Source organism: uncultured Stenotrophomonas sp., from assembly GCF_963519125.1.
In the GTDB taxonomy this organism is placed as follows: Bacteria; Pseudomonadota; Gammaproteobacteria; order Xanthomonadales; family Xanthomonadaceae; genus Stenotrophomonas.
This window is the reverse complement of sequence record NZ_CAUQLJ010000008.1, coordinates 163,244-183,467: the sequence shown is the minus strand read 5'-3', so window position 1 is coordinate 183,467 and position 20,224 is coordinate 163,244. Positions and strand designations below refer to the sequence as shown.

15 protein-coding genes and 1 tRNA gene are annotated in these 20,224 nt (G+C 67.8%); 4 read left to right on the top strand and 12 right to left on the bottom strand.

What is annotated here, in order from left to right; genetic code table 11:
• Positions 1 to 101 precede the first annotated feature (101 nt).
• The 4 genes from RYM47_RS09130 to RYM47_RS09115 all read right to left on the bottom strand — a co-directional run bounded on the left by RYM47_RS09130 (position 102) and on the right by RYM47_RS09115 (position 2,572).
• Positions 102 to 186: transfer RNA gene (locus tag RYM47_RS09130), tRNA-Leu, on the bottom strand.
• Between the two features lie 70 nt (positions 187 to 256).
• Complete coding sequence (gene secG / locus RYM47_RS09125) at positions 257 to 700, bottom strand: preprotein translocase subunit SecG (RefSeq protein ID WP_315387361.1); 444 nt, start codon at positions 698 to 700, stop codon at positions 257 to 259.
• A gap of 32 nt (positions 701 to 732) precedes the next feature.
• Positions 733 to 1,488 (bottom strand): triose-phosphate isomerase, encoded by a 756-nt coding sequence (tpiA, locus tag RYM47_RS09120; RefSeq protein WP_315387360.1) that lies wholly within the window; start codon positions 1,486 to 1,488, stop codon positions 733 to 735.
• A gap of 148 nt (positions 1,489 to 1,636) precedes the next feature.
• Complete coding sequence (locus tag RYM47_RS09115) at positions 1,637 to 2,572, bottom strand: 2-oxoglutarate and iron-dependent oxygenase domain-containing protein (RefSeq protein WP_315387359.1); 936 nt, start codon at positions 2,570 to 2,572, stop codon at positions 1,637 to 1,639.
• Positions 2,573 to 2,776: 204 nt separating this feature from the next.
• On the opposite strand from RYM47_RS09115, the gene RYM47_RS09110 reads away from it, so the two are divergent.
• From RYM47_RS09110 to RYM47_RS09100, 3 genes are read left to right on the top strand one after another with little or no spacing between them, the layout of a single operon-like run.
• A complete protein-coding gene (locus tag RYM47_RS09110) occupies positions 2,777 to 4,645 on the top strand; it encodes a sulfatase-like hydrolase/transferase (RefSeq protein WP_315387357.1) in 1,869 nt (622 codons plus the stop codon).
• 33 nt (positions 4,646 to 4,678) lie between these two features.
• Complete coding sequence (locus RYM47_RS09105) at positions 4,679 to 5,830, top strand: glycosyltransferase family 4 protein (protein ID WP_315387355.1); 1,152 nt, start codon at positions 4,679 to 4,681, stop codon at positions 5,828 to 5,830.
• Positions 5,817 to 6,671, top strand: a complete 855-nt coding sequence (locus RYM47_RS09100) for a polysaccharide deacetylase family protein (protein WP_315387354.1) — start codon at positions 5,817 to 5,819, stop codon at positions 6,669 to 6,671. The genes RYM47_RS09105 and RYM47_RS09100 overlap by 14 nt, the downstream gene beginning before the upstream one ends.
• A gap of 54 nt (positions 6,672 to 6,725) precedes the next feature.
• Here RYM47_RS09100 and glmM read toward each other — a convergent pair whose 3' ends face one another.
• The 5 genes from glmM to trpB form a co-directional block, all read right to left on the bottom strand.
• Positions 6,726 to 8,093, bottom strand: a complete 1,368-nt coding sequence (gene glmM, locus RYM47_RS09095; RefSeq protein WP_315387353.1) for a phosphoglucosamine mutase — start codon at positions 8,091 to 8,093, stop codon at positions 6,726 to 6,728.
• Positions 8,093 to 8,971 (bottom strand): acetyl-CoA carboxylase, carboxyltransferase subunit beta, encoded by an 879-nt coding sequence (gene accD / locus RYM47_RS09090; protein ID WP_315387352.1) that lies wholly within the window; start codon positions 8,969 to 8,971, stop codon positions 8,093 to 8,095. Before accD ends, glmM begins: the two co-directional genes overlap by 1 nt.
• Before the next feature lie 167 nt (positions 8,972 to 9,138).
• Positions 9,139 to 9,948 carry a tryptophan synthase subunit alpha gene (gene trpA / locus RYM47_RS09085; protein ID WP_315387351.1) on the bottom strand — a complete coding sequence of 270 codons (810 nt, stop codon included), beginning with the start codon at positions 9,946 to 9,948 and terminating at the stop codon, positions 9,139 to 9,141.
• A 1-nt stretch (position 9,949) separates the two neighbouring features.
• Positions 9,950 to 10,633: a hypothetical protein gene (locus RYM47_RS09080; protein WP_315387349.1), complete on the bottom strand. Its 684-nt coding sequence runs from the start codon at positions 10,631 to 10,633 to the stop codon at positions 9,950 to 9,952.
• Complete coding sequence (gene trpB / locus RYM47_RS09075; protein ID WP_315387347.1) at positions 10,630 to 11,856, bottom strand: tryptophan synthase subunit beta; 1,227 nt, start codon at positions 11,854 to 11,856, stop codon at positions 10,630 to 10,632. The genes RYM47_RS09080 and trpB overlap by 4 nt, the downstream gene beginning before the upstream one ends.
• Positions 11,857 to 11,951: 95 nt before the next feature.
• Here trpB and RYM47_RS09070 point away from each other — a divergent pair, with 95 nt between their 5' ends.
• Positions 11,952 to 12,839: a LysR family transcriptional regulator gene (locus RYM47_RS09070; RefSeq protein ID WP_315387346.1), complete on the top strand. Its 888-nt coding sequence runs from the start codon at positions 11,952 to 11,954 to the stop codon at positions 12,837 to 12,839.
• Positions 12,840 to 13,008: 169 nt separating this feature from the next.
• Here RYM47_RS09070 and RYM47_RS09065 read toward each other — a convergent pair whose 3' ends face one another.
• Genes RYM47_RS09065 through RYM47_RS09055 form a run of 3 tightly spaced genes read right to left on the bottom strand, consistent with a single transcriptional unit; the run spans position 13,009 to position 20,219 of the window.
• Complete coding sequence (locus RYM47_RS09065) at positions 13,009 to 14,109, bottom strand: toxic anion resistance protein (protein ID WP_315387345.1); 1,101 nt, start codon at positions 14,107 to 14,109, stop codon at positions 13,009 to 13,011.
• Positions 14,110 to 14,148: 39 nt separating this feature from the next.
• Complete coding sequence (locus RYM47_RS09060; RefSeq protein WP_315387344.1) at positions 14,149 to 14,853, bottom strand: hypothetical protein; 705 nt, start codon at positions 14,851 to 14,853, stop codon at positions 14,149 to 14,151.
• A complete protein-coding gene (locus tag RYM47_RS09055; protein WP_315387342.1) occupies positions 14,850 to 20,219 on the bottom strand; it encodes a DNA repair ATPase in 5,370 nt (1,789 codons plus the stop codon). Before RYM47_RS09055 ends, RYM47_RS09060 begins: the two co-directional genes overlap by 4 nt.
• Positions 20,220 to 20,224: the final 5 nt, after the last annotated feature.

The window sequence follows — 20,224 nt, the reverse complement described above, 5'->3', positions numbered from 1 at the left end:
CTTGCCTCTGCCGCCACGCCTGCAGGCGTCTTGGCATGGGGGAGTGGACGGAAAACGCTACTGGCGCGATGCGCGCCAGACGATTCCGCTTACAAACAAAATGGTGCCCAAGAGGGGACTCGAACCCCTACGACCTAAGTCGCTACCACCTCAAGGTAGTGCGTCTACCAATTCCGCCACCTGGGCATTGCATTACGTATCGCGCTGGGCGTGATTCCTACCGAACCCCCCAACGCGCCGCATATTGTAACCGTCTTCAGCGAGTCTGGGTGCCTTCCGAAGGCTTTTCTTCACCCGATTTCGGCGTTTCCGCCTGAGCCGGCACAGCGGCCTGCGGAACCGGCTGCGGCGCAGCGGTTTCCGGGGCCTTCGGCACGGCCGGCAGCTCACCGGCGGGGACCGCCGGCGCGGCGGGCGCGACCGGGGCCGACATCACACCGAGGTCCTGCTGGACCGCCGGGCGTGCGCCATGGCTGGCGTACCAGGCCATGAAGAGGCTGATGCCGAAGAACACAACGGCCAGCCACTTGGTCGACTTGGACAGGAAGTTGGACGCGCCGCGCGCGCCGAACACCGTGCCCGAGGCACCGGCGCCGAACCCCGACCCTGCGGCCGCGCCGGAACCACGCTGCATCAGGATGAGCGCGATCATGGCGACTGCCACCAGCACGTAGACCACATTGAGGATCAACATCAGCATTTCGAATCCGTCCTCGGACAATTCTTGTCTTGTTAGTGCCCGGCCGCCGCATGGACGATGGCCAGGAAATCCGCGGCCACCAACGAGGCGCCGCCTACCAGCCCACCATCGACATCGGGCTGTGCGAACAGCTCCCCGGCGTTGTCGGGCTTCACGCTGCCGCCGTACAGGATCGGCAGCGAATCGGCGATTCTAGCATCCCGCTTGGCCACTTCGCCACGGATGAAGGCATGGACCTGCTGGGCCTGCTCCTTGCTGGCGGTGCGGCCGGTACCGATCGCCCAGACCGGCTCGTAGGCGACCACGGCGTGCTGGAAGCCCTCGGGCCCGACCAGGTCGAGCACCGGGGTCAGCTGGCTGGCGATGACCTGCTCGGTCTGGCCGGCTTCACGCTGCTCCAGGGTTTCGCCCACGCACAGCACCGGGACCAGCCCGGCATGCACGGCGGCGGCGAACTTGCGGGCGACCAGCTCGCTGGTCTCGTTGTGGTACTGGCGGCGCTCGGAATGGCCGACCAGGCCATAGCGGGCGCCGACGTCGGCCAGCATGGCCGCGCACACCTCGCCGGTGTAGGCGCCCTTTTCATTGGAGCTGACGTCCTGCGAGCCGAAAGCGACAGCACGGCCCTCGAAGGCGTCCACCAGTTCACCCAGGTACGGCAGCGGCGGCAGGATCACGACCTCCACCCCGTCCTTGGGCAGGCTGGCGACGATGTCGCTGACCAGGTCGGTGGCGAATTGGCGGCTGCCGTGCAGCTTCCAGTTACCGGCGACGATCTTGCGGCGCATGGGCGGGCTCCAGTTGGGTATCAACCGGTGATGATACCGGATGTAACGAATCCGCGTTTCAGGAAAACGCTTACATTTCAATTGGATAATGGAAAAGGCCGCCCGGAGGCGGCCTTTGAAGCGTACCGACTGACAGTCGGTACCTACATTACTTCAGCTTGATTTCCCGCAGGCGCTCCTCGAGGAAGCCGTGGGCGGTGATCGGCTCCGGGTAGCGGCTGGGGTTTTCCGCCGTGATGCAGGTCGGCAGCACGTCGATCAGGAAGTCCGGGTTCGGGTGCAGGAAGAACGGCACCGAGTAGCGCGGCTGGCGCGCCTGCTCGCCCGGGGGATTGACCACGCGATGGATGGTGGACGGGTACACGTGGTTGGTCAGGCGCTGCAGCATGTCGCCGATGTTGACCACGATGGTGTCCGCATCGGAGGTGAACGGGACCCACTTGCCTTCGTGCGACTGCACTTCCAGGCCGGCCGCGCTGGCACCGACCAGCAGCGTGATGAAGTTGATGTCGCCATGCGCGCCGGCGCGCACGTTGGGGATGTCGTCGGCGGTGATCGGCGGGTAATGGATCGGGCGCAGGATCGAGTTGCCGTTGTTGGTCTTGTCGGCGAAGAAGTCGATCGGAAGGCCGATGTGCAGCGCCAGCGCCGAGAGCACGCGCGAACCCAGCTGGTCCAGGGCCTGGTACAGGCCGTAGCCCTTCTCGCGGAAGCCCGGCACTTCGGTCGGCCACAGGTTCGGCGCCATCACGTCACGGTACTTGGAGTCGTCCGGGATCTCGCGACCGATGTGCCAGAACTCCTTCAGGTCGAAGTGCTTGGAGCCCTTCGCGGTTTCCACGCCGAACGGGGTATAGCCGCGCGCGCCGCCGGTACCGGGCAGGTGGTACTGCAGCTTGGTGGCTTCGGGCAGCGCGAAGAAGGCCTTGAAGACCTCGTACGCACCGTCGATGTCGGCCTGCGGGATGCCGTGGTTGCGGATGCCCGCGAAACCCCACTCACGGTAGGCCGCCCCCAGCTCGGCGACGAATGCATCGCGGTCACTGTCGAAACGGGTGATGTCGAGGGTGGGGATCTGGCTCACTGCGATTCCTGGCTGGTTCGGGGTGGAGGTGGGTCACGGCTGTGGCCCGGCTGAACATTGTGCCAGATCGGAGGAAATGCACTGACGATACATTGATACAAACCGATACAATGCGCCGGCCCGCAGCCGCGACGCTGCCGGGAGGCCAGGGACGCCGCCGCCGCCACGTCTTCCGATCCACTCTTTTTTCGTGCCCGATCCTGCATGGACGTATCGCGTTCCCCTGCCCCTCTGCCCGCACCGGCGCGCTGGACGCGCCTGGCGTGGCTGAGCCTGTTCACCGCCATCAATGCCGGCGTAGCCATCGTCATTGCGCTGGGCAACACACCGGTCGACGACAACCCGGGGGGTGCGCTGGGGCTGGGCTATCTGGCGCTTGCCCTGCCCGGCCACTTTCTCGCCTTCGGCACGCTGGTGTCGCTGCTGCCGCTTGCAGTGGGCCTGTGGCCACGTTCGCCGCGCCCACTGGTGGTGAGCGCGGTGCTGCTGCAGGGGCTGTGGCTGTGCCTGCTGCTGGTGGATGCCAAGGTGTTCGCCCTGTACCGCTTCCACCTCAATGCGATGGTGCTGAACATGGTGTTCGGCGGCGCGCTGCAGGACCAGGTGGCACTGTCCTGGCAAAGCTGGCTGCAATCGCTGGGCGTACTTGCTGCGGTGGCGGCGGCCGAAGTGCTGCTGGCCTGGGCCTGCTGGAAACTGCTGCCCGGGACTGCGCGGCGCCGCCCGGTGCTGCTGGCGTGGGCGGCAGGCCTGGCACTGATGGCCACCGGCCAGGTGGCAACGGCTTATTACGACGCGTTGGGCGAACGCGCGGTCACCGGGCAATGGACCTACCTGCCCTGGGCGCAGCCGATCACGGCCAAGCGCCAGATGCACCGGCTTGGCGTACGCAGCCTGCCCCAGGCCAACCTGCCCGACCCGCGCCACAGCCAGCTGCAGTACCCGTTGCGGCCGCTGCGCTGCCAGAGCCACACCCGCCCCAATGTCCTGGTGGTCGTGCTGGAGTCGCTCCGGCATGACGCGCTGGCGCCGGAGGTCATGCCCAATACCTGGGCGCTGGCCGCGCAGTCGGAGGTCTTCGAGCACCATTACAGCAGCGGCAACGCCACCCGTTATGGCCTGTTCGGACTGCTGTACGGCCTGCCCGGCGGCTACTGGTCGAGCATGCTTTCCGAGCAGCGCGGCTCGCTCCTGTTCGACGTGCTGCAGCAACAGGGGTACGACCTGCACCTGTACGGCAGCGCGCCGTTGTACAGCCCGGAGTTCGACCGCACTGTGTTCGCGCAGGTGCGCGACCAGCTGCACGCCGCTCCCTCGGCGCTGCCCGTGGCCGAGCGCGACCGGCATATCGTCGCTGCATTGGGCAGGGACATCCAGCAGCGCGCGGGCGAGCGCCCGTGGTTCGGCATGGCCTTCCTGGACAGCACCCATGCGCCCTACCACCTGCCGGACGGCTACCCGGCGCTGGCCACACCGATGGCGTCCACGGTGAATTTCCTCGCCTTCGACGAAGACCACGACGCCACGCCGGAACGCAACCGCTACCGCACCGCCGTGCACTACACCGACGCGCTGCTCGGCCAACTGCTGGCGACCGTGCGGGACAGCGGCCAGGCCGACAACACCATCGTGCTGGTCACCGGCGACCATGCGGAAGAGTTCAACGACCTGGGCCTGAACTACTGGGGTCACAACGGCAACTTCTCCGATTACCAGATGCAGGTGCCGTTCGTGCTGCACTGGCCGGGCCGAACGCCGGCCGGGATCACCGCCGCCAGCAGCCACGAGGACTGGGTACCGACGCTGATGCGCCATGGGCTTGGCTGCGAGAACGCACTGGCCGATTTCAGCACCGGCCAGGACCTGTTCGACACCGCCCGCACCGGGCGCCCGCTGCTGGTGGAAAGCTGGTCGCAGCGCGGCATCCGCCAGGGCGCGCGCACGTTCGTGTTCGACAAGTTCGGCACTGCCACCACCCTGGATGCGAACTACCTGCCGCTGCCCGACCAGCCACCGGATCCGGCCGCCGTGCGCAGTGCCTGGGAAGCCTTGACCCACTTCCGCAAGCAATGACGTTGATTGTCTGGAACCCCTGGAACGTTCACGATGAACAAGCCACTCAAGATCCTGCACACTGAAGCCGCCAAGGGATTTGGCGGGCAGGAGATCTACATCTACCGCCACATGCTGGCCATGCGCGAGCGCGGCCACGATGTTTCGCTGCTGTGCCAGCCCGGCGCCCGCCTGGGCGAGATGGCCCGCGAAGCCGGCTTCACCGTGCACGCGCTGAAGATGGGCGGACTGCTGCGGATGCTGCGCGGCATCTGGTCGGTGTCGCGCCTGGTGCGGCAGCACACCTATGACGTGGTTAACACCACCAGCCGCCGCGATGCCCTCATCGCCGCCGCCGGTGCCCGCCTGGGCGGTGTACCGCTGGTGGTGCGCTCCCGGCACCTGATGAGCCCGGTCAATTCGCTGCTCACCTACACCGGGCTGCCGCACCGCGTGCTGACCGTCAGCAGTTTCGTCAAACAGCTGCTGGTCCATCGCGGGATTGCCGACGCCCATATCGGCATCGTGCCACCGATCGCGGTGCCGCCGCAGTGGTCGCAGGCCACCAGCAGCGACGCCTGGCAGTGCCTGCAGGACACCCGTGCCGAGGTCCGCCGCGAGTTGGGCTTCGCCGACGACCAGATCGTGGTCGGCTGCGTGGCCGTACTGCGCGAGGCCAAGGGCCATGCCGACCTGCTACGGGCGATCGCGCCGCTGTGCCGCCAGCACCCGAACCTGCAGCTGGTGATCGTGGGCGACGGCGCCCCGGTGATGGAACGGCTGACCGCACTGCGCGCCGAACTGGGCATTGCCGCGCAGGTGCACCTGCTCGGCTACCGACTGGGAGCGTGCCGGCTGATGACCGCCTTCGACATCTTCGCGCTGGCCAGCCACAAGGAAGCTGCCGGCACGGTCTTCCTGGAGGCGGCCTACGTGGGTGTGCCCATCGTCGCCACCCGCGTGGGTGGCGTGCCTGAAATGCTGGTGGAAGGCAGCAACGCCCTGCTCGCCCCGCTCGGCGACCAGGCCGCGCTGACCACTGCACTGCAGACCCTGGTGGAGCAACCCGAACGCCGCCGACAGATGGGCCAGGCCGGCTGGGACTGGATGCGCGGCGCACACCGCTTCACCCCGACCGGCCATACCGAGGCCACCGAGTACTATTACCACCAGTGGTTGAAGGAACTGGGCCATGGCAAACGCTAGAACCGTACCGGTGCTGATGCACCACCATGTGTCGCCGTCCCCGGGGATGATCACGGTGTCGCCGGAGAATTTCGAGAGCCAGATCGCGTGGCTGGCCCGCAATGGCTGGACCTCGCTGACCCTGGCCCAGTACGCCGACTTCCTGGCCGGCAGGCCGGTGCCGCGAAAGTCCATCGTCATCACCTTCGACGACGGCTATCTGGACAACTGGGTGTATGCCCACCCGATCCTGCAGAAGTACGGCATGCACGCGGTGGTGTTCGTGGTCACCGGCTGGATGGGCGAAGGCCCGGTCCGCCCCCACGCCGGCCAGCCCGGCGCGGCGCTGCCGGGCACCCCGGACCATCGCGGCTGCGAAGACGCGATCCTGCGCGAGGACCGCCACGACGACGTGATGATGCGCTGGAGCGAAGCGCGCGCGATGATCGAGGCCGGCACCTTCGAAGTGCATTGCCATACGCATACCCACACGCGCTGGATGAAGCAGGACATCACCCGCGCGCAGAAGCGCGAGGGCATCACCCGCGACCTGGAAATGGCGCGCACGGTGCTGCAGGAGCAGCTCGGCGAAGCATCCGATACGTTATGCTGGCCGTACGGCGATTTCGACGAGGATTACCTGCCGATCGCGCGTGCGCAGGGCTACCGTTACCTGCACACCACGCACCCGTTCGGGCGCAATGTGGTGGGTGGCGATCCGGAACACATCTACCGTTTCGCGATCCGGAACCGGCCGGCCAGTTGGCTGCGCAAGCGCATCGCGTGGAGTTACCACCCGCTGATCGCACCGGTATTCAATCGTTTCAAGGCGAAGCAGAAGAAGATGGCGCCTGGGCCGTGACGCACACAAAAAACCCGGCCTTGGCCGGGTTCTTCATATCAGCACGGCTGCGTGTTACGCCGCAGCCGCTGCCTTCACCGCGTCGGACAAACTGTCCAGCGTGCCCTGCATCAGCTCGGCGGTATCGGCTTCCACCGTCACCCGCACCACCGGCTCGGTGCCGGACGGACGCAGGAATGCGCGACCGCGGCCCTTGACCGCCTGCTGCGCATTGGCCAGCGCCGACTGCACGCCTTCCGACTGCACGATGGCCTTCGCCGATACCCCGGCCAGGCGCACGTTGACGGTCTTCTGCGGTACCTTGGTCACGTCCGACAGTGCAGCTCGCAGCGTGGTGCCGTCGCGACGCAGTACTTCCAGCACCTGCAGCGCACTGACGATCGCATCGCCGGTGGTCGCACGGTCCAGGCACAGCAGGTGGCCCGAAGCTTCGCCACCGAGCACGCCGCCGCCTTCGACCAAGGCCTGGTGCACGTAGCGATCGCCTACGTTGCTGCGCACGAACGGCAGGCCCAGCCGCTCCAGCGCCTGCTCCAGCCCGAAGTTGGTCATCAGCGTGCCCACCACGGGGCCGCGCAGGCGGCCGTTCTTCTGCCAGGCGGCCGCCAGCACATACAGCAGATCGTCGCCGTCGACCGGGTTGCCCTGGTCGTCGGCCATCAGCACGCGGTCGCCGTCCCCGTCGAAAGCGATGCCCAGGTCAGCACCGACCTCGCGCACCTTCGCGGCGAGGTTGTCGATATGCATCGAACCGACGCCATCGTTGATGTTCACGCCATTGGGTTCAGCCCCGATGGCCACCACCTCCGCACCCAGCTCGCGGAACAGCAGCGGCGCAATGTGATACGTGGCGCCATGTGCGCAGTCCAGCACGACCTTGAGGCCGCGCAGGTCGAAACCGCGCGGCACGCTGGCCTTGCAGAACTCGATGTAACGACCGACCGCGTCGCGCGCGCGCGCCGCCTTGCCGAGCCGGTCCGAATCGACCGTGGTGAATTCGGTGTCCAGCGCCGCCTCCAGCGCCAGCTCGGTTTCGTCATCGAGTTTCTCGCCGTCGGCGGAGAAGAACTTGATGCCGTTGTCGTAATGCGGGTTGTGCGACGCACTGATCACGATGCCGGCGTCGGCACCCAGCGTGCGGGTGAGGAAGGCGACCGCCGGGGTCGGCATCGGGCCCAGCAGCTGCACGTCGGCACCGGCCGCCACCAACCCGGCTTCCAGCGCCGCTTCGAACATGTAGCCGGAGATCCGGGTGTCCTTGCCGATCACCACCACCGGGCGCACGCCGGGGGCATGGGTGCTGCGTTTGGTCAACACCCGGCCCAGCGCATTGCCCAGGCGCAGCACGAAATCGGCGGAGATCACCCCCTGCCCGACCCGACCGCGGATGCCGTCAGTACCGAAATACCTGCGCGCGGCCATCAGGCAGCCGCGTCCGGAGCGGACTGGCGGCCCAGCATGGCCAGCAGTTCGGCCAAGCGGTCGCGCATTTCGCGGCGGTCGCAGATCTGGTCGATGGCACCGTGCTCGAGCAGGAACTCCGAACGCTGGAAGCCTTCCGGCAGCTTTTCGCGCACCGTCTGCTCGATCACGCGCGGGCCGGCGAAGCCGATCAGCGCCTGCGGCTCGGCGATGTTGATGTCGCCCAGCATCGCGAAGGAGGCCGACACGCCACCAGTGGTCGGGTGGGTCAGCACCGAGATGTACGGCAGACCGGCCTCACGCAGCTTGCCCAGCGCGGCCGAGGTCTTGGCCATCTGCATCAGCGAGAACAGGCCTTCCTGCATGCGCGCGCCGCCACTCTGCGAGAAGCACACGTACGGGGCACCGATCTCGACTGCGGTTTCGGCGGCCAGCGCGAAACGCTCACCCACCACCGAGCCCATCGAGCCCCCCATGAAGGCGAAGTCGAACGACGAGGCCACCAGCGCACGGCCCTTGAGCAGGCCGCGCATGGCGATCAGCGCGTCATATTCGCCGGTGTTCTTCTGCGCGATCTTGATGCGCTCGCTGTACTTCTTCTGGTCCTTGAACTTGAGCAGGTCGGTCGGCCCCAGTCGCGCGGCGATCTCGGTGGTGCTGTCGGCATCGAACAGCGAGGCCAGGCGCGCGCGGGCGCGGATCGCCATGTGGTGGCCACACTTGGGGCAGACTTCCAGGTTTTCTTCCAGCTCAGGACCGTAAAGCGCGCTGCCGCAGCTGCTGCACTTTTCCCACAGGCCCTCGGGGACGCTGCGCTTTTTGCTGGGGACGTTGTCGGTGCGGATGCCCGACGGCATCAACTTGCTGAGCCAACTCATGCGGGATGACACTTCCGTTCAGGGCGGCCCGTAAGCCGCAAAGGCGGACAGTCTAGCTCACCGGCTGTGGAGCCGGGATCCCTACGCCACCGTCCGGTAGAGCCACGCCCTGCGTGGCTGCGGACCCACCCGGAACCGCCAGGCCACGCAGGGCGTGGCTCTACCGGTCAGCGATCCAGGGCTTCACGTAGCGGATGCAGGAATGCCTTGGCCGTAGCGGCCGCTGCTTCTGCACTGCCCGCCTCTGCCAGCGCCGCGACCAGTGCGCTGCCGACCACCACCCCGTCCGCCTCGGCCGCCATCGCTGCCGCGCTGGCGGCGTCCTTGATCCCGAAACCGGCCACGACCGGGGCGGAGGAGCGGCTGCGCAGATCGCGCAGGCGGGCGCCGGCCGCGCTGCTGTCCAGGCGCTCGGAGGCGCCGGTGACGCCGGCGAAACTTACGTAGTACAGATAGCCCCGGGCCATGCCCGCGAGCAGGTCCAGGCGGCTGTCGGCGGTGGTCGGCGAGGCCAGCAGGATCAGCGCCAGCCCGGCCGCGTTGAAGACCGCCAGGGTTTCTTCGGCCTCTTCCGGCGGCAGGTCGACCAGCAGCACCCCATCCACGCCTGCGGCAATGGCCGCATCGGCGAAGCGCGCAGTGCCGTGGATCTCCACCGGGTTCAGGTAGCCCATCAGCACCACCGGGGTGGTGGTGTCGCTGCGGCGGAACGCGGTGACCGTTTCCAGCACGTAGCGCAGGCCCGCTCCACGGGCCAGCGCGCGCTCGGAGCTGCGCTGGATGGTCGGACCGTCGGCCATCGGATCGGAAAATGGCACGCCCAGTTCGATCACGTCGGCGCCTGCGGCAGCCAGGGCGTGCATGACCGGCACGGTTGCCTCCAGGCCGGGATCGCCGGCGGTGATGAATGGAATCAGCGCCTTGCGGCGGCTGGCGCGCAAGCGCGCGAAACAGGCATCGATACGGTCGACAGGCATTTCAGGCACATCCTTCTTTCAGTTCAACGGCGCCACTGGCGCCCCAATACATCGTCGAAATCATCCCGTCGAAGATCTCCAGGCGGATCGCCAGATCCGACCCCGGGTCCTGCCAGGTAAGGTAATGACCCGTTTCCGGGTCGTAGGCATGCGGCGCGCGGGTACTGCCCGGCGGCAGGCGCTTGAGCGCCTCGGCTTCGGACATGCCCAGGCGCAGCCCGAACGGTCCAGGCTGTGCAATCGCCTCGGTCGAGCCGTCGATGCTGGCCAGGTCGAAACGCTGCACGTGGTCGTCCTCGACCATCATCGCCACGCCTTCGGGCAGGCTGCCGCGTTCGTAGTATTCACAGGCGCCGGCCGGCTCGCCGTCGCTCAGGCCAGCCGAGTGCCATTCGCCCTCGGCGTCGACTTCGCTGAAGCGCTGGCCGACCAGCACGTCGCCGGCATGGTCAAGTGCAACCGAGACCACTGCAGGTGCTGCAGCATCGGCATCGGCATCGGTGGTCGAATCGCCGGCGGCGCGTGGGGTCTCACCGAGCGGGCGCTGCGCCGCATCGTCGCTGCCGGTCGGCGCCGGGGCGCTCACCGCGGCTGCGGGCGCCAGCACAGGCGGCTCCGGCGCGGTGCAGCCGGCCAGGCTGGCCACCATGAGCAGCGCACTTCCCTGGCGCAGCGCTGGATTCACAGGATCAGTCCCTCGCGCGCGGCAATGGTGTGCACGTCCTTGTCGCCGCGACCTGACAGGTTGCACAGCACCAGCTTGTCCTTGGGCAGTTCGCGCGCCAGCTTGATCGCCTGGGCCACCGCATGGCTGGATTCCAGCGCGGCCAGGATGCCTTCGCTGTGCGCCAGTTGGTGGAACGCGGCCAGCGCTTCGTCGTCGGTGATGCCCAGGTACTCGGCACGGCCGCTGTCGGCGAGGAACGCGTGCTCCGGCCCGACGCCGGGATAGTCCAGGCCGGCCGACACCGAATGGGTTTCGATGATCTGGCCGTCGTCGTCGCAGATCACGTAGGTGCGGTTGCCGTGCAGCACGCCCGGGCGACCGGCGGCGATGGAGGCGGCGTGGCGACCGGTTTCGATGCCGTCACCGGCGGCTTCGGCGCCGACGATGCGGACCTGGCGATCGTTGAGGAAGGCATGGAACAGGCCGATGGCATTGCTGCCACCACCGACGCACGCGGTGATCGCATCGGGCAGGCGGCCGTAGTCGGTGAGCATCTGCGCGCGCGCTTCGCGGCCAACGATGGCATTGAAGTCGCGCACCATGCGCGGATACGGGTCGGGACCGGCGACGGTGCCGATGATGTAGAAGGTGTCGCGCACGTTGGTGACCCAGTCGCGCATCGCTTCGTTGAGCGCGTCCTTGAGCGTGGCCGAGCCGGAGGTTACCGGCACCACCGTCGCGCCGAGCAGCTTCATGCGGTAGACGTTGATCTTCTGCCGCTCGATGTCGGTGGCGCCCATGTACACCACGCACTCCAAACCCAGCCGTGCCGCGACCGTGGCGCTGGCCACGCCGTGCTGGCCGGCGCCGGTCTCGGCGATGATGCGCTTCTTGCCCATGCGCGCGGCCAGCAGGGCCTGGCCGATGGTGTTGTTGATCTTGTGCGCGCCGGTGTGGTTCAGGTCCTCGCGCTTGAGCAGGATCTGCGCCCCGCCGACCTGCTGGCTGAGCCGCTCGGCGTGGTAGATCGGGCTGGGCCGACCCACGTAATGGGTGAGGTCCTTGTCGTAGGCGGCAATGAACGCCGGATCGCGGCGCGCCTCGTCATAGGCCGCGGCCAGCTCCTGCAGCGGCCCGATCAGGGTTTCGGCGACGAAACTGCCGCCGTAGCGACCGAAATGGCCGTTGGCGTCGGGATAGGCGTGGAAATCTGCGATGGGGGATGCGGGGGATGCGGACATGACGCGACAGCCATTGGAGACAGGCTGACAATCTAACGCACATGTCCTGCCCGGAATATCGATATTATCTGCATCAATCCGTCAGGAAAACTCACATGAGCCAGACGTCCCTACCCCCGCTCAATGCCCTGCGCAGCTTCGAGGCCACGGCCCGGCTGGGCGGGGTTGGCCGGGCCGCCGAGGCCCTGCATGTCACCCACGGGGCGATCAGCCGGCAATTGCGGCTGCTGGAGGAGCACCTGGGCCTGGCCCTGTTCGAGCGCGAGGGGCGCGGGGTGCGGCTTACCGCAGCGGGTGTCACGCTGCAGGCCGCATGCGACGGAGCTTTCACCCAGATCCGCGACGCGGTGGACCGCCTGCAGCGGCAGCAGCGCCCCGACGCGCTGGTGCTGGGCTGCAGCGGCAGCATCCTGGCGCGCTGGATGATTCCGCGCCTGCCGACCCTGCAGGCCGAGCTGCCGCAGCTGTCACTGCACTGGTCGGCGCAGGACGGCAGCTTCACCGGGCAGCAGGAGGCGCTGGACGCGGTGCTGCTGCTGGCCCAGCCGCCGTGGCCGCGCGGTTGGCAGGTGCGCGAACTGGCTCCGGAACGGGTGGGCGTGGTGGTCAGCCCGCAGCATCCTGCTGCCGCGCGACTGCGGCAACACCCGCCGCGTGCACTGCTGGGCGAACCGCTGCTGCACACCACCTCGCGCCCGCAGGCGTGGCCGGACTGGGCGCTGTCGCATGGCCTGGACCCGAAGCAGCTGCAGCTGGGCACCGGGTTCGAGCATCTGTATTTCCTGCTGGAAGCGGCGGTGGCCGGGCTGGGCGTGGCAATCGCACCGGAACCTCTAGTGGCCGATGAGCTGGCGGCCGGGCGGCTGTTGGCGCCATGGGGATTTGGCGCGACGGGCGGTTTCTGGGTGCTGGCAACACCGGCGGGTCGGCAGGATGCGCGGGTGGATGCGCTATCGGAATGGCTGACGGAACAGCTTCGGTAGGGTCGCATCCTGATCGACCGCCGATAACGGTGATCGGCGCTTTAGGGCATGGACCGCGCCAGGCAAGACTCTCCGCTCAACGGTCATGCCTCCCCGGGCGTTGAACCTGCATCGGCGATCGACTGGGGTGCGACCCTACCGGGGTGGCCTGCGTTCACAGCGGCCGGCACTACGCGGCGGTTGGCTGCGCCAACCGCTGCTGCACTTCATCACGCAGCCTGGCCAGCTCCACCTCGGCCTGCTGGCGCTGCTGCATGCCGTCGCGATGGATGCTGCGCACTTCTTCCACGGTGGCAATCAGCTGGTCGTGGGCATGGCGCAGGGTGGCCACGTCGATGACGGCGCGCTGGTTGGCCTTGGCGGTTTCCACCGAGGTCTGGCGCATCAGGTCGGCATTGCGACGCATCAGGTCGTTGGTGGCGTCGTCGATCGCGTTGGACAGCTCGACCGCATTCTTCTGCTCGCTCAGCGACAGCTGGATGGCGAACTGGCGCTTCCACGACGGGATGGTGATGTCGCGGACCGTATTGAACTTCTCGATCAGCTGGATGGCATTGGCCTGGATCAGGCGGATCATCGGCAGCGACTGGTCGGCCGCGTGCTGCATCACCCGCAGGTCGCCCACGCGCTTGTCCAGCAGGCGGATAGCGTTGTCGAGCTCATTCTGGCGGATGCGCAGCTGTGGGTCCTCGGTGCCCGCGTTCTGCCCCTGCTCCAGGCGCAGCTCGTCCAACCGCTGCTTGCCCGCCGCGATGTGCAGCCCGAGCGCATGGCGTTCCTCGCGCACGATATCGTGCATGCGGTCGAACTCGCCCACGCGCTGGCCCATCAACGCCTGCTGGCCGCCCACGTCACCCAGCAGCTGTTCGATCTGGCGGTTGGTGTCGCTGAATTTCTGCACCAGTTCGCCCTTGGACGCACGCAGCTTGTCGATCAAGCCACCAATCACCGGCAGCTTGGAGCGCTGGGTCAAGGCATCCAGGTTGAGCGTGCGCGCAATGCGCACCACTTCACCCAGCTTGTCGCCACTGGCATCCAGGTCGCGGTTGCGCACCTGGTCGAGCAGCTGGCTGGAGAACGCGGCGGTCTTGGCGGCCGCATCACGCCCGAACACCTGCAGGTTGCCCGGGCGGATGTCCTCCAGGCTGCGCCCGATCTCCGCGATGCGCGGCAGATCTTCGCGCACCAGCCCCAAGGCCTGCAGGCTGGCGTCGTCCACGGCGGTGGGTGCCACGGCAAGCACCGCGGTGGCCTGGGTATCCTGGGTCATGCTGCGATCTCCTTGAAGAGGGTCATTGGGGTGCGCGGGTCAGTCCAGTCTAGCCTGCACCGAGGCCAGCTCGGCGCTGATCTGCGCGTGCAGCAGCGCGGCCTGCTGGTCGCGCTGCTGCTGGTCGCCGGCGTGCCGGACCAGTACGGCCTGGCGCCAGGCAGGCAGCAGCGTTTCGATGATGCGTTGGCCGCGTGCCAGCAGTGCGCCATCCTGGTCGACCAGCAACTGCCACTGGCCAGCTTCGACCTGCTGCAAGGCACCTAGTCGGCGAAGATGATCCAGACGCTGGGCCAGCACCGCCTGCAATGGTGCAGGCAAGCTCGCCAGCTGTGCCTGCCCGGCTGCGACCCACGCCTGCAACGCCTGCACGGCAGTGGCGGCGCGGGCCTGCGCTGCGTCGCGGACCGCGCTTTGGTCGCGCACCGCCTGCAGGGCAACTTCGGCCTGCACCAGTAGTACGCCCAGGCGCGGCTGCCACGCCTGCGCGTCCAGTTCGCGCTCCACATCACGGCCCCACAGCCGGTCCCACCAGCCCGCCTGGCGGCGCAAGCCGCCCGGGCTGGCCGACTGCATCACCTGGGCGAGCTGGTCCAATACCTGGAGCAGCGGTTGCCCTGCCCTGTCCACCGCGGCGGCCGGCGCCCCGCCCTGGTCGAGCATTGCCAGCAACGCGTCGCCATAGCGCGCCAGGCTGGACGCGTCCGGGGCGGGCGGCTGCGGCTTGGGCCACCCTGCACTCATACGCGCGCATCGTCCGGTGCCGGGGTGTCGCGCGGCGGCACCGAAGCGGCACCGTAGAAATGACGCATCAGCGCCTCGTCCAGTGCGCGCTCTTCCGGCGTGCTGGCGCGCCGCACGCGCGCACGCGGGGCTGCCGCCGGTTCACGCTCCATCTGCTGGCGCACCCAGCCGGCCAGCAGCGCCAGGGTTTCGCCGGTACGTGCCTGCTCGGCATTGGACTGGCCGAGCAGCTGCAACAACGGTGCAAGACCTTCCCGCAGGCCTTGGGACAGCGGTACCGCATCGGCGGGCGCGACGGCGTCGACCGTCGCCTGCGATGCCGCCACGCCGGCCGCTTCCACCTGTGCCTGCGCCAGCCGCTCAAGCGCGGCCAGCAGCGCCGGCCACGGTGCCGGGTCGGCCACCGCTACGGGCACGGGCTCGGCAGTGCGCTGCAGGGCGCCGGCGATATCGGCCAGCTGTGCCACCACCCGCCCGCCGACATCGGCGTCCCCGGCGCCCATCGCCTTGTTGCGCAGGAAGTCGCGCTTGATCTGCGCCCAGCGCTGCTGCTGGTCGTCGGTGAGAACGCCACGCAGCTCGGCCAGCTTGAGCAGGTTTTCTTCGGCACCGGTGGTGAGCAGTTGCGCCTCGCCCAGATAGTGGTCGGAGATCAACTGCTGCAGCTCGGCCTCGTTCATCACCGGCGAGAGCTTCTCGGCCAGTTTGTTCATGTTGCGGTAGCTGCCCTGCAGGCGGAACGGCGGTTCGGTCCGGTAGCAGTCGTCCTGCGCAGCGCTGGCGATGTACTGCTGGTTGACGCGGTAGACCACGTCACGCACGGTGAGCATGCGCTGCAGGGTGCCGACGATCTCGTTGATCTCGGCACCGCTGTAAGCATGGCTGAGTCCATTGGTGGACACCTCCTTGCCCATCGCGCGGTCGACCAGCAGGTACAGGTCGGCCATCTCGCGCGTGGCAAGGGGTGCCAGCACCGGATTGGAGGTCAGGCTGTTTTCGACATAGCTCAGGGTGAACGCATCCTCCATGCCGCCCAGCACGTCGCCCAGGTTGTAGATGTCGGCGCGGTTGGCGAGCATGTCCGGAATCTTGAACACCTCGCCGGATTCGGTGTACGGGTTGCCGGCCATCACCACGCAGAATTTCTTGCCGCGCATGTCGTAGGTGCGGGTGCGGCCGCGCCACACACCTTCAATGCGGCGGGTGCCGTCGCACAGCGAGATGAACTTCTGCAGGAACTCGGGGTGGGTGTGCTGGATGTCGTCGACATACAGCATGGTGTTGTTGCCCATCTCCAGTGCGAGGTTGAGTTTCTCCAGCTCCTGCCGCGAGGTGGCATCCGGTGCCTGGGCCGGGTCCAGCGAGCGCACCTCGTGACCCAGCGCCGGGCCGTTGATCTTCATGAAGACCAGGCCCAGCCGGTGCGCCACGTATTCCATCAGCGTGGTTTTGCCGTAGCCCGGCGGCGAGATCATCATCAACAGGCCCATCAGGTCGCTGCGCTTGTTCTCGCCCGCCGTGCCCATCTGCTTGGCCAGGTTGTCGCCGATCACGCCAAGGTAGACGTCGTTGATGAGCTTGTTGCGCACGAACGAGGACAACGGCCGCGCCTTGAACTCGGCCAGGCGCAGCGCGTCGCGCTCGCGCGCGATGATGCGTTGGCGCACGCCCTGGTAGGCATGGAACGCCGGCACGAACACCTGAAGATGTTCGCGCAGGCGAGCCAGGAAGTCGTCCAGCGACAGCGACACTCGCCCCTGCTGGATGCGTGCATGCTCGCCCAGCAGGCCCTCCACCTGCACCAGCAGCGCAACATCGCTGGGGCGGGTGCGGATTACGCGCGCCACCAGCAGCAGCGCTGCGGCTTCGTCGGCATAGCCGGCATGGTCGATGAACGCAGGCAACCGGCACAGCGCACGCAGCCACTGTCCGGCGAGCGCCCAGCGCGCGGCCAGGCCGTCCTGCTCACGCTGCAGTGCCCGGTCGAAGGCCTCGCGCTGCCCGGCGGCCTGCAGGTGCTGGCCCAGTGCCTCCAGCAATGCCTGCGCATACCGGCTGGTGCTGAACACCGGGTCACCGGCGCTGAGCTCGGCCGCCAGGTAGGCTGCTGCGGCCTGTGCATCGGCAGCACTGAAGGGCAGCGCACGCTCGTCGACGAAGCCCGCCACTGCACGGTCGATTTCGGACAGCAGGGCCTGCTGCCCTTCGTGCGATCGGAACAGATGCGCAATCGCATCGGCACCGGCCTGGCGACTGGCCCACTGGGCCACGTCGTCGCGGCGCTGATGCGCGGCCCAGAACAGCAGGGCCAGCGCACGCGCGCGCGGCGCATGCTGCAGGGTGCCGGCAGCCTGCTGCAAGGGCAGCATGGCGTGCAGTACGCGGCTGGCGTCGTGGTCGTGGATGCCGCGCTCGTAGCCTTCGCGGTAACGCGGCGCGGCGAAGTCGCGCACGATCCGCTCCAGCGCGTCCGGTTCGGCGGCCGCATGCTGCAGGACCGCCAGGTCCAGACCGTCACGTCCCTCCATGGCCGCCAGCAGCAGGCTGCCGGCCAGGTACTCACCCCGATACAGCTGCGCCGATTCGGAATCCAGGCCCAGCTGCCAGTACGCCTTCAGCCCGGCCAGCTCCGGATCGTGCAGCGTTTCGAGGAAGTCGGTGCCGGTCAGGTGGATCGCCAGTTCATCCCCACGTGGCAACAGCGTGAGGTCCAGCGCCTGGGTGTTGACGTTGAAACGATGGCGCGGGCCCAGCCGCACCACGTTGCCGCCGGCCTCGAACAATTCACTGCGGTCGCGCAGCGCGCGTACGGCCTGGTCGCGCACGCCCTTGAGCCGCGCTTCGACATCGTCGGCCTTCACACTGTCGCGAAGCTCGCGCAGTCGCCCGGCCAGTTCGCGCAGCTTGAGCACCAGCGGGTCGCCGGCGAAGAACGCATTGAGTTCATCGGCACCGGCAAAGCGCTCGGTGCGCTTGGCCAGGCCCTCAAGGATGCGGGAGGCCGCGTCCAGCACCGAACGCGCCTTGCGCTGGCGCTCGTCCAGCAGCGCCTGCTTGTGCGTTTCGAAGGCTTCAATCAGCTCTTCGCGCTTGGCCAGGATGTCGCCGAGGAACTGCTCATGCTCGCCAAACTGGCTTTCCAGTTCTTCCAGCTGGACCAACAGGCGGGACATCTGCTCGTCGGCACGCTCGGGGTCGGTGGCCATCGCCAGCGCGCTGGTGATGGCCTGCGAGAACAGCGCGAACTGCGCGGCGAACTGGGCTACCGCTTCGGCCGAACCCAGCGAGCGACGGCGCTGCTCGGCGCGCACCCGGCTCTGGTTGAGCCGCGCATAGACCGCTGAAATGGATTCCACGACGCGCGTGCGCGCGGTGGCATCGTCGACCTTGAGCCCGGCCATCAGCGCCGAGAGCATGTCCAGGTCGGCGGCCATGCCGCGCATGCCAGCCAGCTGCTCGTCCAGTACCCGCGCGCTTTCGGCCTGCTGGGCCGCCGTGTCCAGCCCCTGCAGCCGCTCGCCGAGCGGCGCCAATGCGGTCTCGCCGCCCAGGAACTGGCCGGTCGCCGCGCCGATGCGGTCGTGGGCCTCCTGCAGGGCGGTGGTCATCACATCGATGGCGTCGGTGTCGATGTAGCGGTAGTCGCGGATCGTCAGCAGGTGGCCGCGCTGGGTGGAAATCGCGTTCAGGGCCTCGACGAACGACTGCACCTCGTTCCAGTTGTACGGCTGCAGGCCGGCCAGCAGTGATTTCTGCACGGCCTGTGCCTTGGCCATGGCCTGCGACGACTGCTGCCGGATCGACTGCACCTTCTCGTATTCGTCCAGCACCGACTCGCCGGTGCCACTGATCTCGCGCAGCAGCGCGGCCGCGCCGTCGCAGTGCGCGTCGTCCAGCCAATGATGGGCGTCGAACAGGCGCCGGGTGTCCTGCACCAGGCGCTGGTAGCGCTGCACGGAGACATCCTGGCCTTCGATGCCGCGGGCCAGGTCGAACAGGTTGGAGATCCCGCGCACCAGTTCGGCGTTGCCGATCCGGCCCATGAAGGTGTTGCCCGGCGGACGGCTGGCGGCGAACTCGTCGCTGCTGAACGGGGTCTGCCAGACCTGCATGGGATGGATGCGGGTGGGTTCGGTGCCTTCGGCATGGAACAGCACCATGCGCCCGTCGTGCAGGAAGGCATAGCCATGCCCGAACACCGGGTTCTGCAGGACGCGCTGGATGGTGTTGTAGACGAACAGCGCCGAACGCCCGCCTTCGCGTTCGTAGAAGATGTACAGCACATCCTCACCGTTCGGTGAGCGGATCGCGCGCTTGAACTGCATGCCCTGCATGGACGCGTCGAACGCCTTGTGCTCGCCGCTCTGCAGGTAATAGCCGCCCGGGAAAATGATGCCGTGGTCTTCAGGCAGCTGCACGCAGGCCTGCACGATGGCGTCGTTGCGCACGATGGTGCCGGTCAGGGTGTTGTAGATCAGCCCGCGCCACACGGTCTCACGGTAGGGCAGCACCTTGAGCAGCACCAGCGAACCGACCCGGGCGTAATCGAACTGGGCGTCGTCCAGCGACTGGGTGCTGTCGTCCACCGGCTCGCTGTAGAGCCCTTGCCCGCTTTCGGTGTTGTTTTCGACCTTGACGGTGAGGTCGCCGCCGGTGGTCTCCACGAACAACGTGTCGAGGATGTTCAGGTGCGAATGGCGGCCGCTGACCGCCATGTCGCGCGTGGCGCGGGCCCATTCAAAGTCGAACGGCGGCGGCAGCGCGATATCGCGCTCGCCGCGTGCATCCAGGTAGGTCAACGCGCCATCGCGCGCGACGGCCCAGCGGAACACGCGCACGTCGGTGCTGCGCTCGCCGATCTGGAACGAGGCCAGCAGTTTGTCGCCCACCTTGATGAGCTGCAGCAGCCGGGCATGCTTGTAGTAGGCGTACAGCTCGCTGAAGTCGTGTACGAAGCCCGGCTGGGCCAGGAAGCTGCCCTTGGCGTCCACCGGAGTAACGTCGTAGCCGTCGCCGGCCTGCACCAGGCGGTACAGACCGAATACGTCTTCAACCCGGGTCTGGGTCTTGAGCCCCAGGAACACGTTGTAGCCGAACAGCAGCAGGTCAGGCCCAACCTGGACGATGTCGCGGCCCACGCAGTTGTTTTCACTGCGGATGCGGAAACGGCCGGTGACCTCCAGGCGGCTGTCACCGAACTCGACCAGGCGCTGCTGGTTCAGGACATCGGCCAGGCCGCGCAGGCGGCCGCCCTGCTCCATCAGGCGGCGGCGCAGTACCTCGTAAGCGCCGCCCTGGGCGACCGCTTGGTCGACGGTGGCGGTGGCGTCGGGCGACGACGGATCGGGACGGTTGGGTTCAGACATCGGCT

Excerpts from the sequence above, each read along its gene's own strand:
- secG (WP_315387361.1), bottom strand. The coding sequence starts at position 700 with ATGCTGATGTTGATCCTCAATGTGGTCTACGTGCTGGTGGCAGTCGCC.
- tpiA (WP_315387360.1), bottom strand. The coding sequence starts at position 1,488 with ATGCGCCGCAAGATCGTCGCCGGTAACTGGAAGCTGCACGGCAGCCGC.
- RYM47_RS09110 (WP_315387357.1), top strand. The coding sequence starts at position 2,777 with ATGGACGTATCGCGTTCCCCTGCCCCTCTGCCCGCACCGGCGCGCTGG.
- RYM47_RS09105 (WP_315387355.1), top strand. The coding sequence starts at position 4,679 with ATGAACAAGCCACTCAAGATCCTGCACACTGAAGCCGCCAAGGGATTT.
- RYM47_RS09100 (WP_315387354.1), top strand. The coding sequence starts at position 5,817 with ATGGCAAACGCTAGAACCGTACCGGTGCTGATGCACCACCATGTGTCG.
- glmM (WP_315387353.1), bottom strand. The coding sequence starts at position 8,093 with ATGGCCGCGCGCAGGTATTTCGGTACTGACGGCATCCGCGGTCGGGTC.
- accD (WP_315387352.1), bottom strand. The coding sequence starts at position 8,971 with ATGAGTTGGCTCAGCAAGTTGATGCCGTCGGGCATCCGCACCGACAAC.
- trpA (WP_315387351.1), bottom strand. The coding sequence starts at position 9,948 with ATGCCTGTCGACCGTATCGATGCCTGTTTCGCGCGCTTGCGCGCCAGC.
- trpB (WP_315387347.1), bottom strand. The coding sequence starts at position 11,856 with ATGTCCGCATCCCCCGCATCCCCCATCGCAGATTTCCACGCCTATCCC.
- RYM47_RS09070 (WP_315387346.1), top strand. The coding sequence starts at position 11,952 with ATGAGCCAGACGTCCCTACCCCCGCTCAATGCCCTGCGCAGCTTCGAG.
- RYM47_RS09065 (WP_315387345.1), bottom strand. The coding sequence starts at position 14,109 with ATGACCCAGGATACCCAGGCCACCGCGGTGCTTGCCGTGGCACCCACC.
- RYM47_RS09060 (WP_315387344.1), bottom strand. The coding sequence starts at position 14,853 with ATGAGTGCAGGGTGGCCCAAGCCGCAGCCGCCCGCCCCGGACGCGTCC.
- RYM47_RS09055 (WP_315387342.1), bottom strand. The coding sequence starts at position 20,219 with ATGTCTGAACCCAACCGTCCCGATCCGTCGTCGCCCGACGCCACCGCC.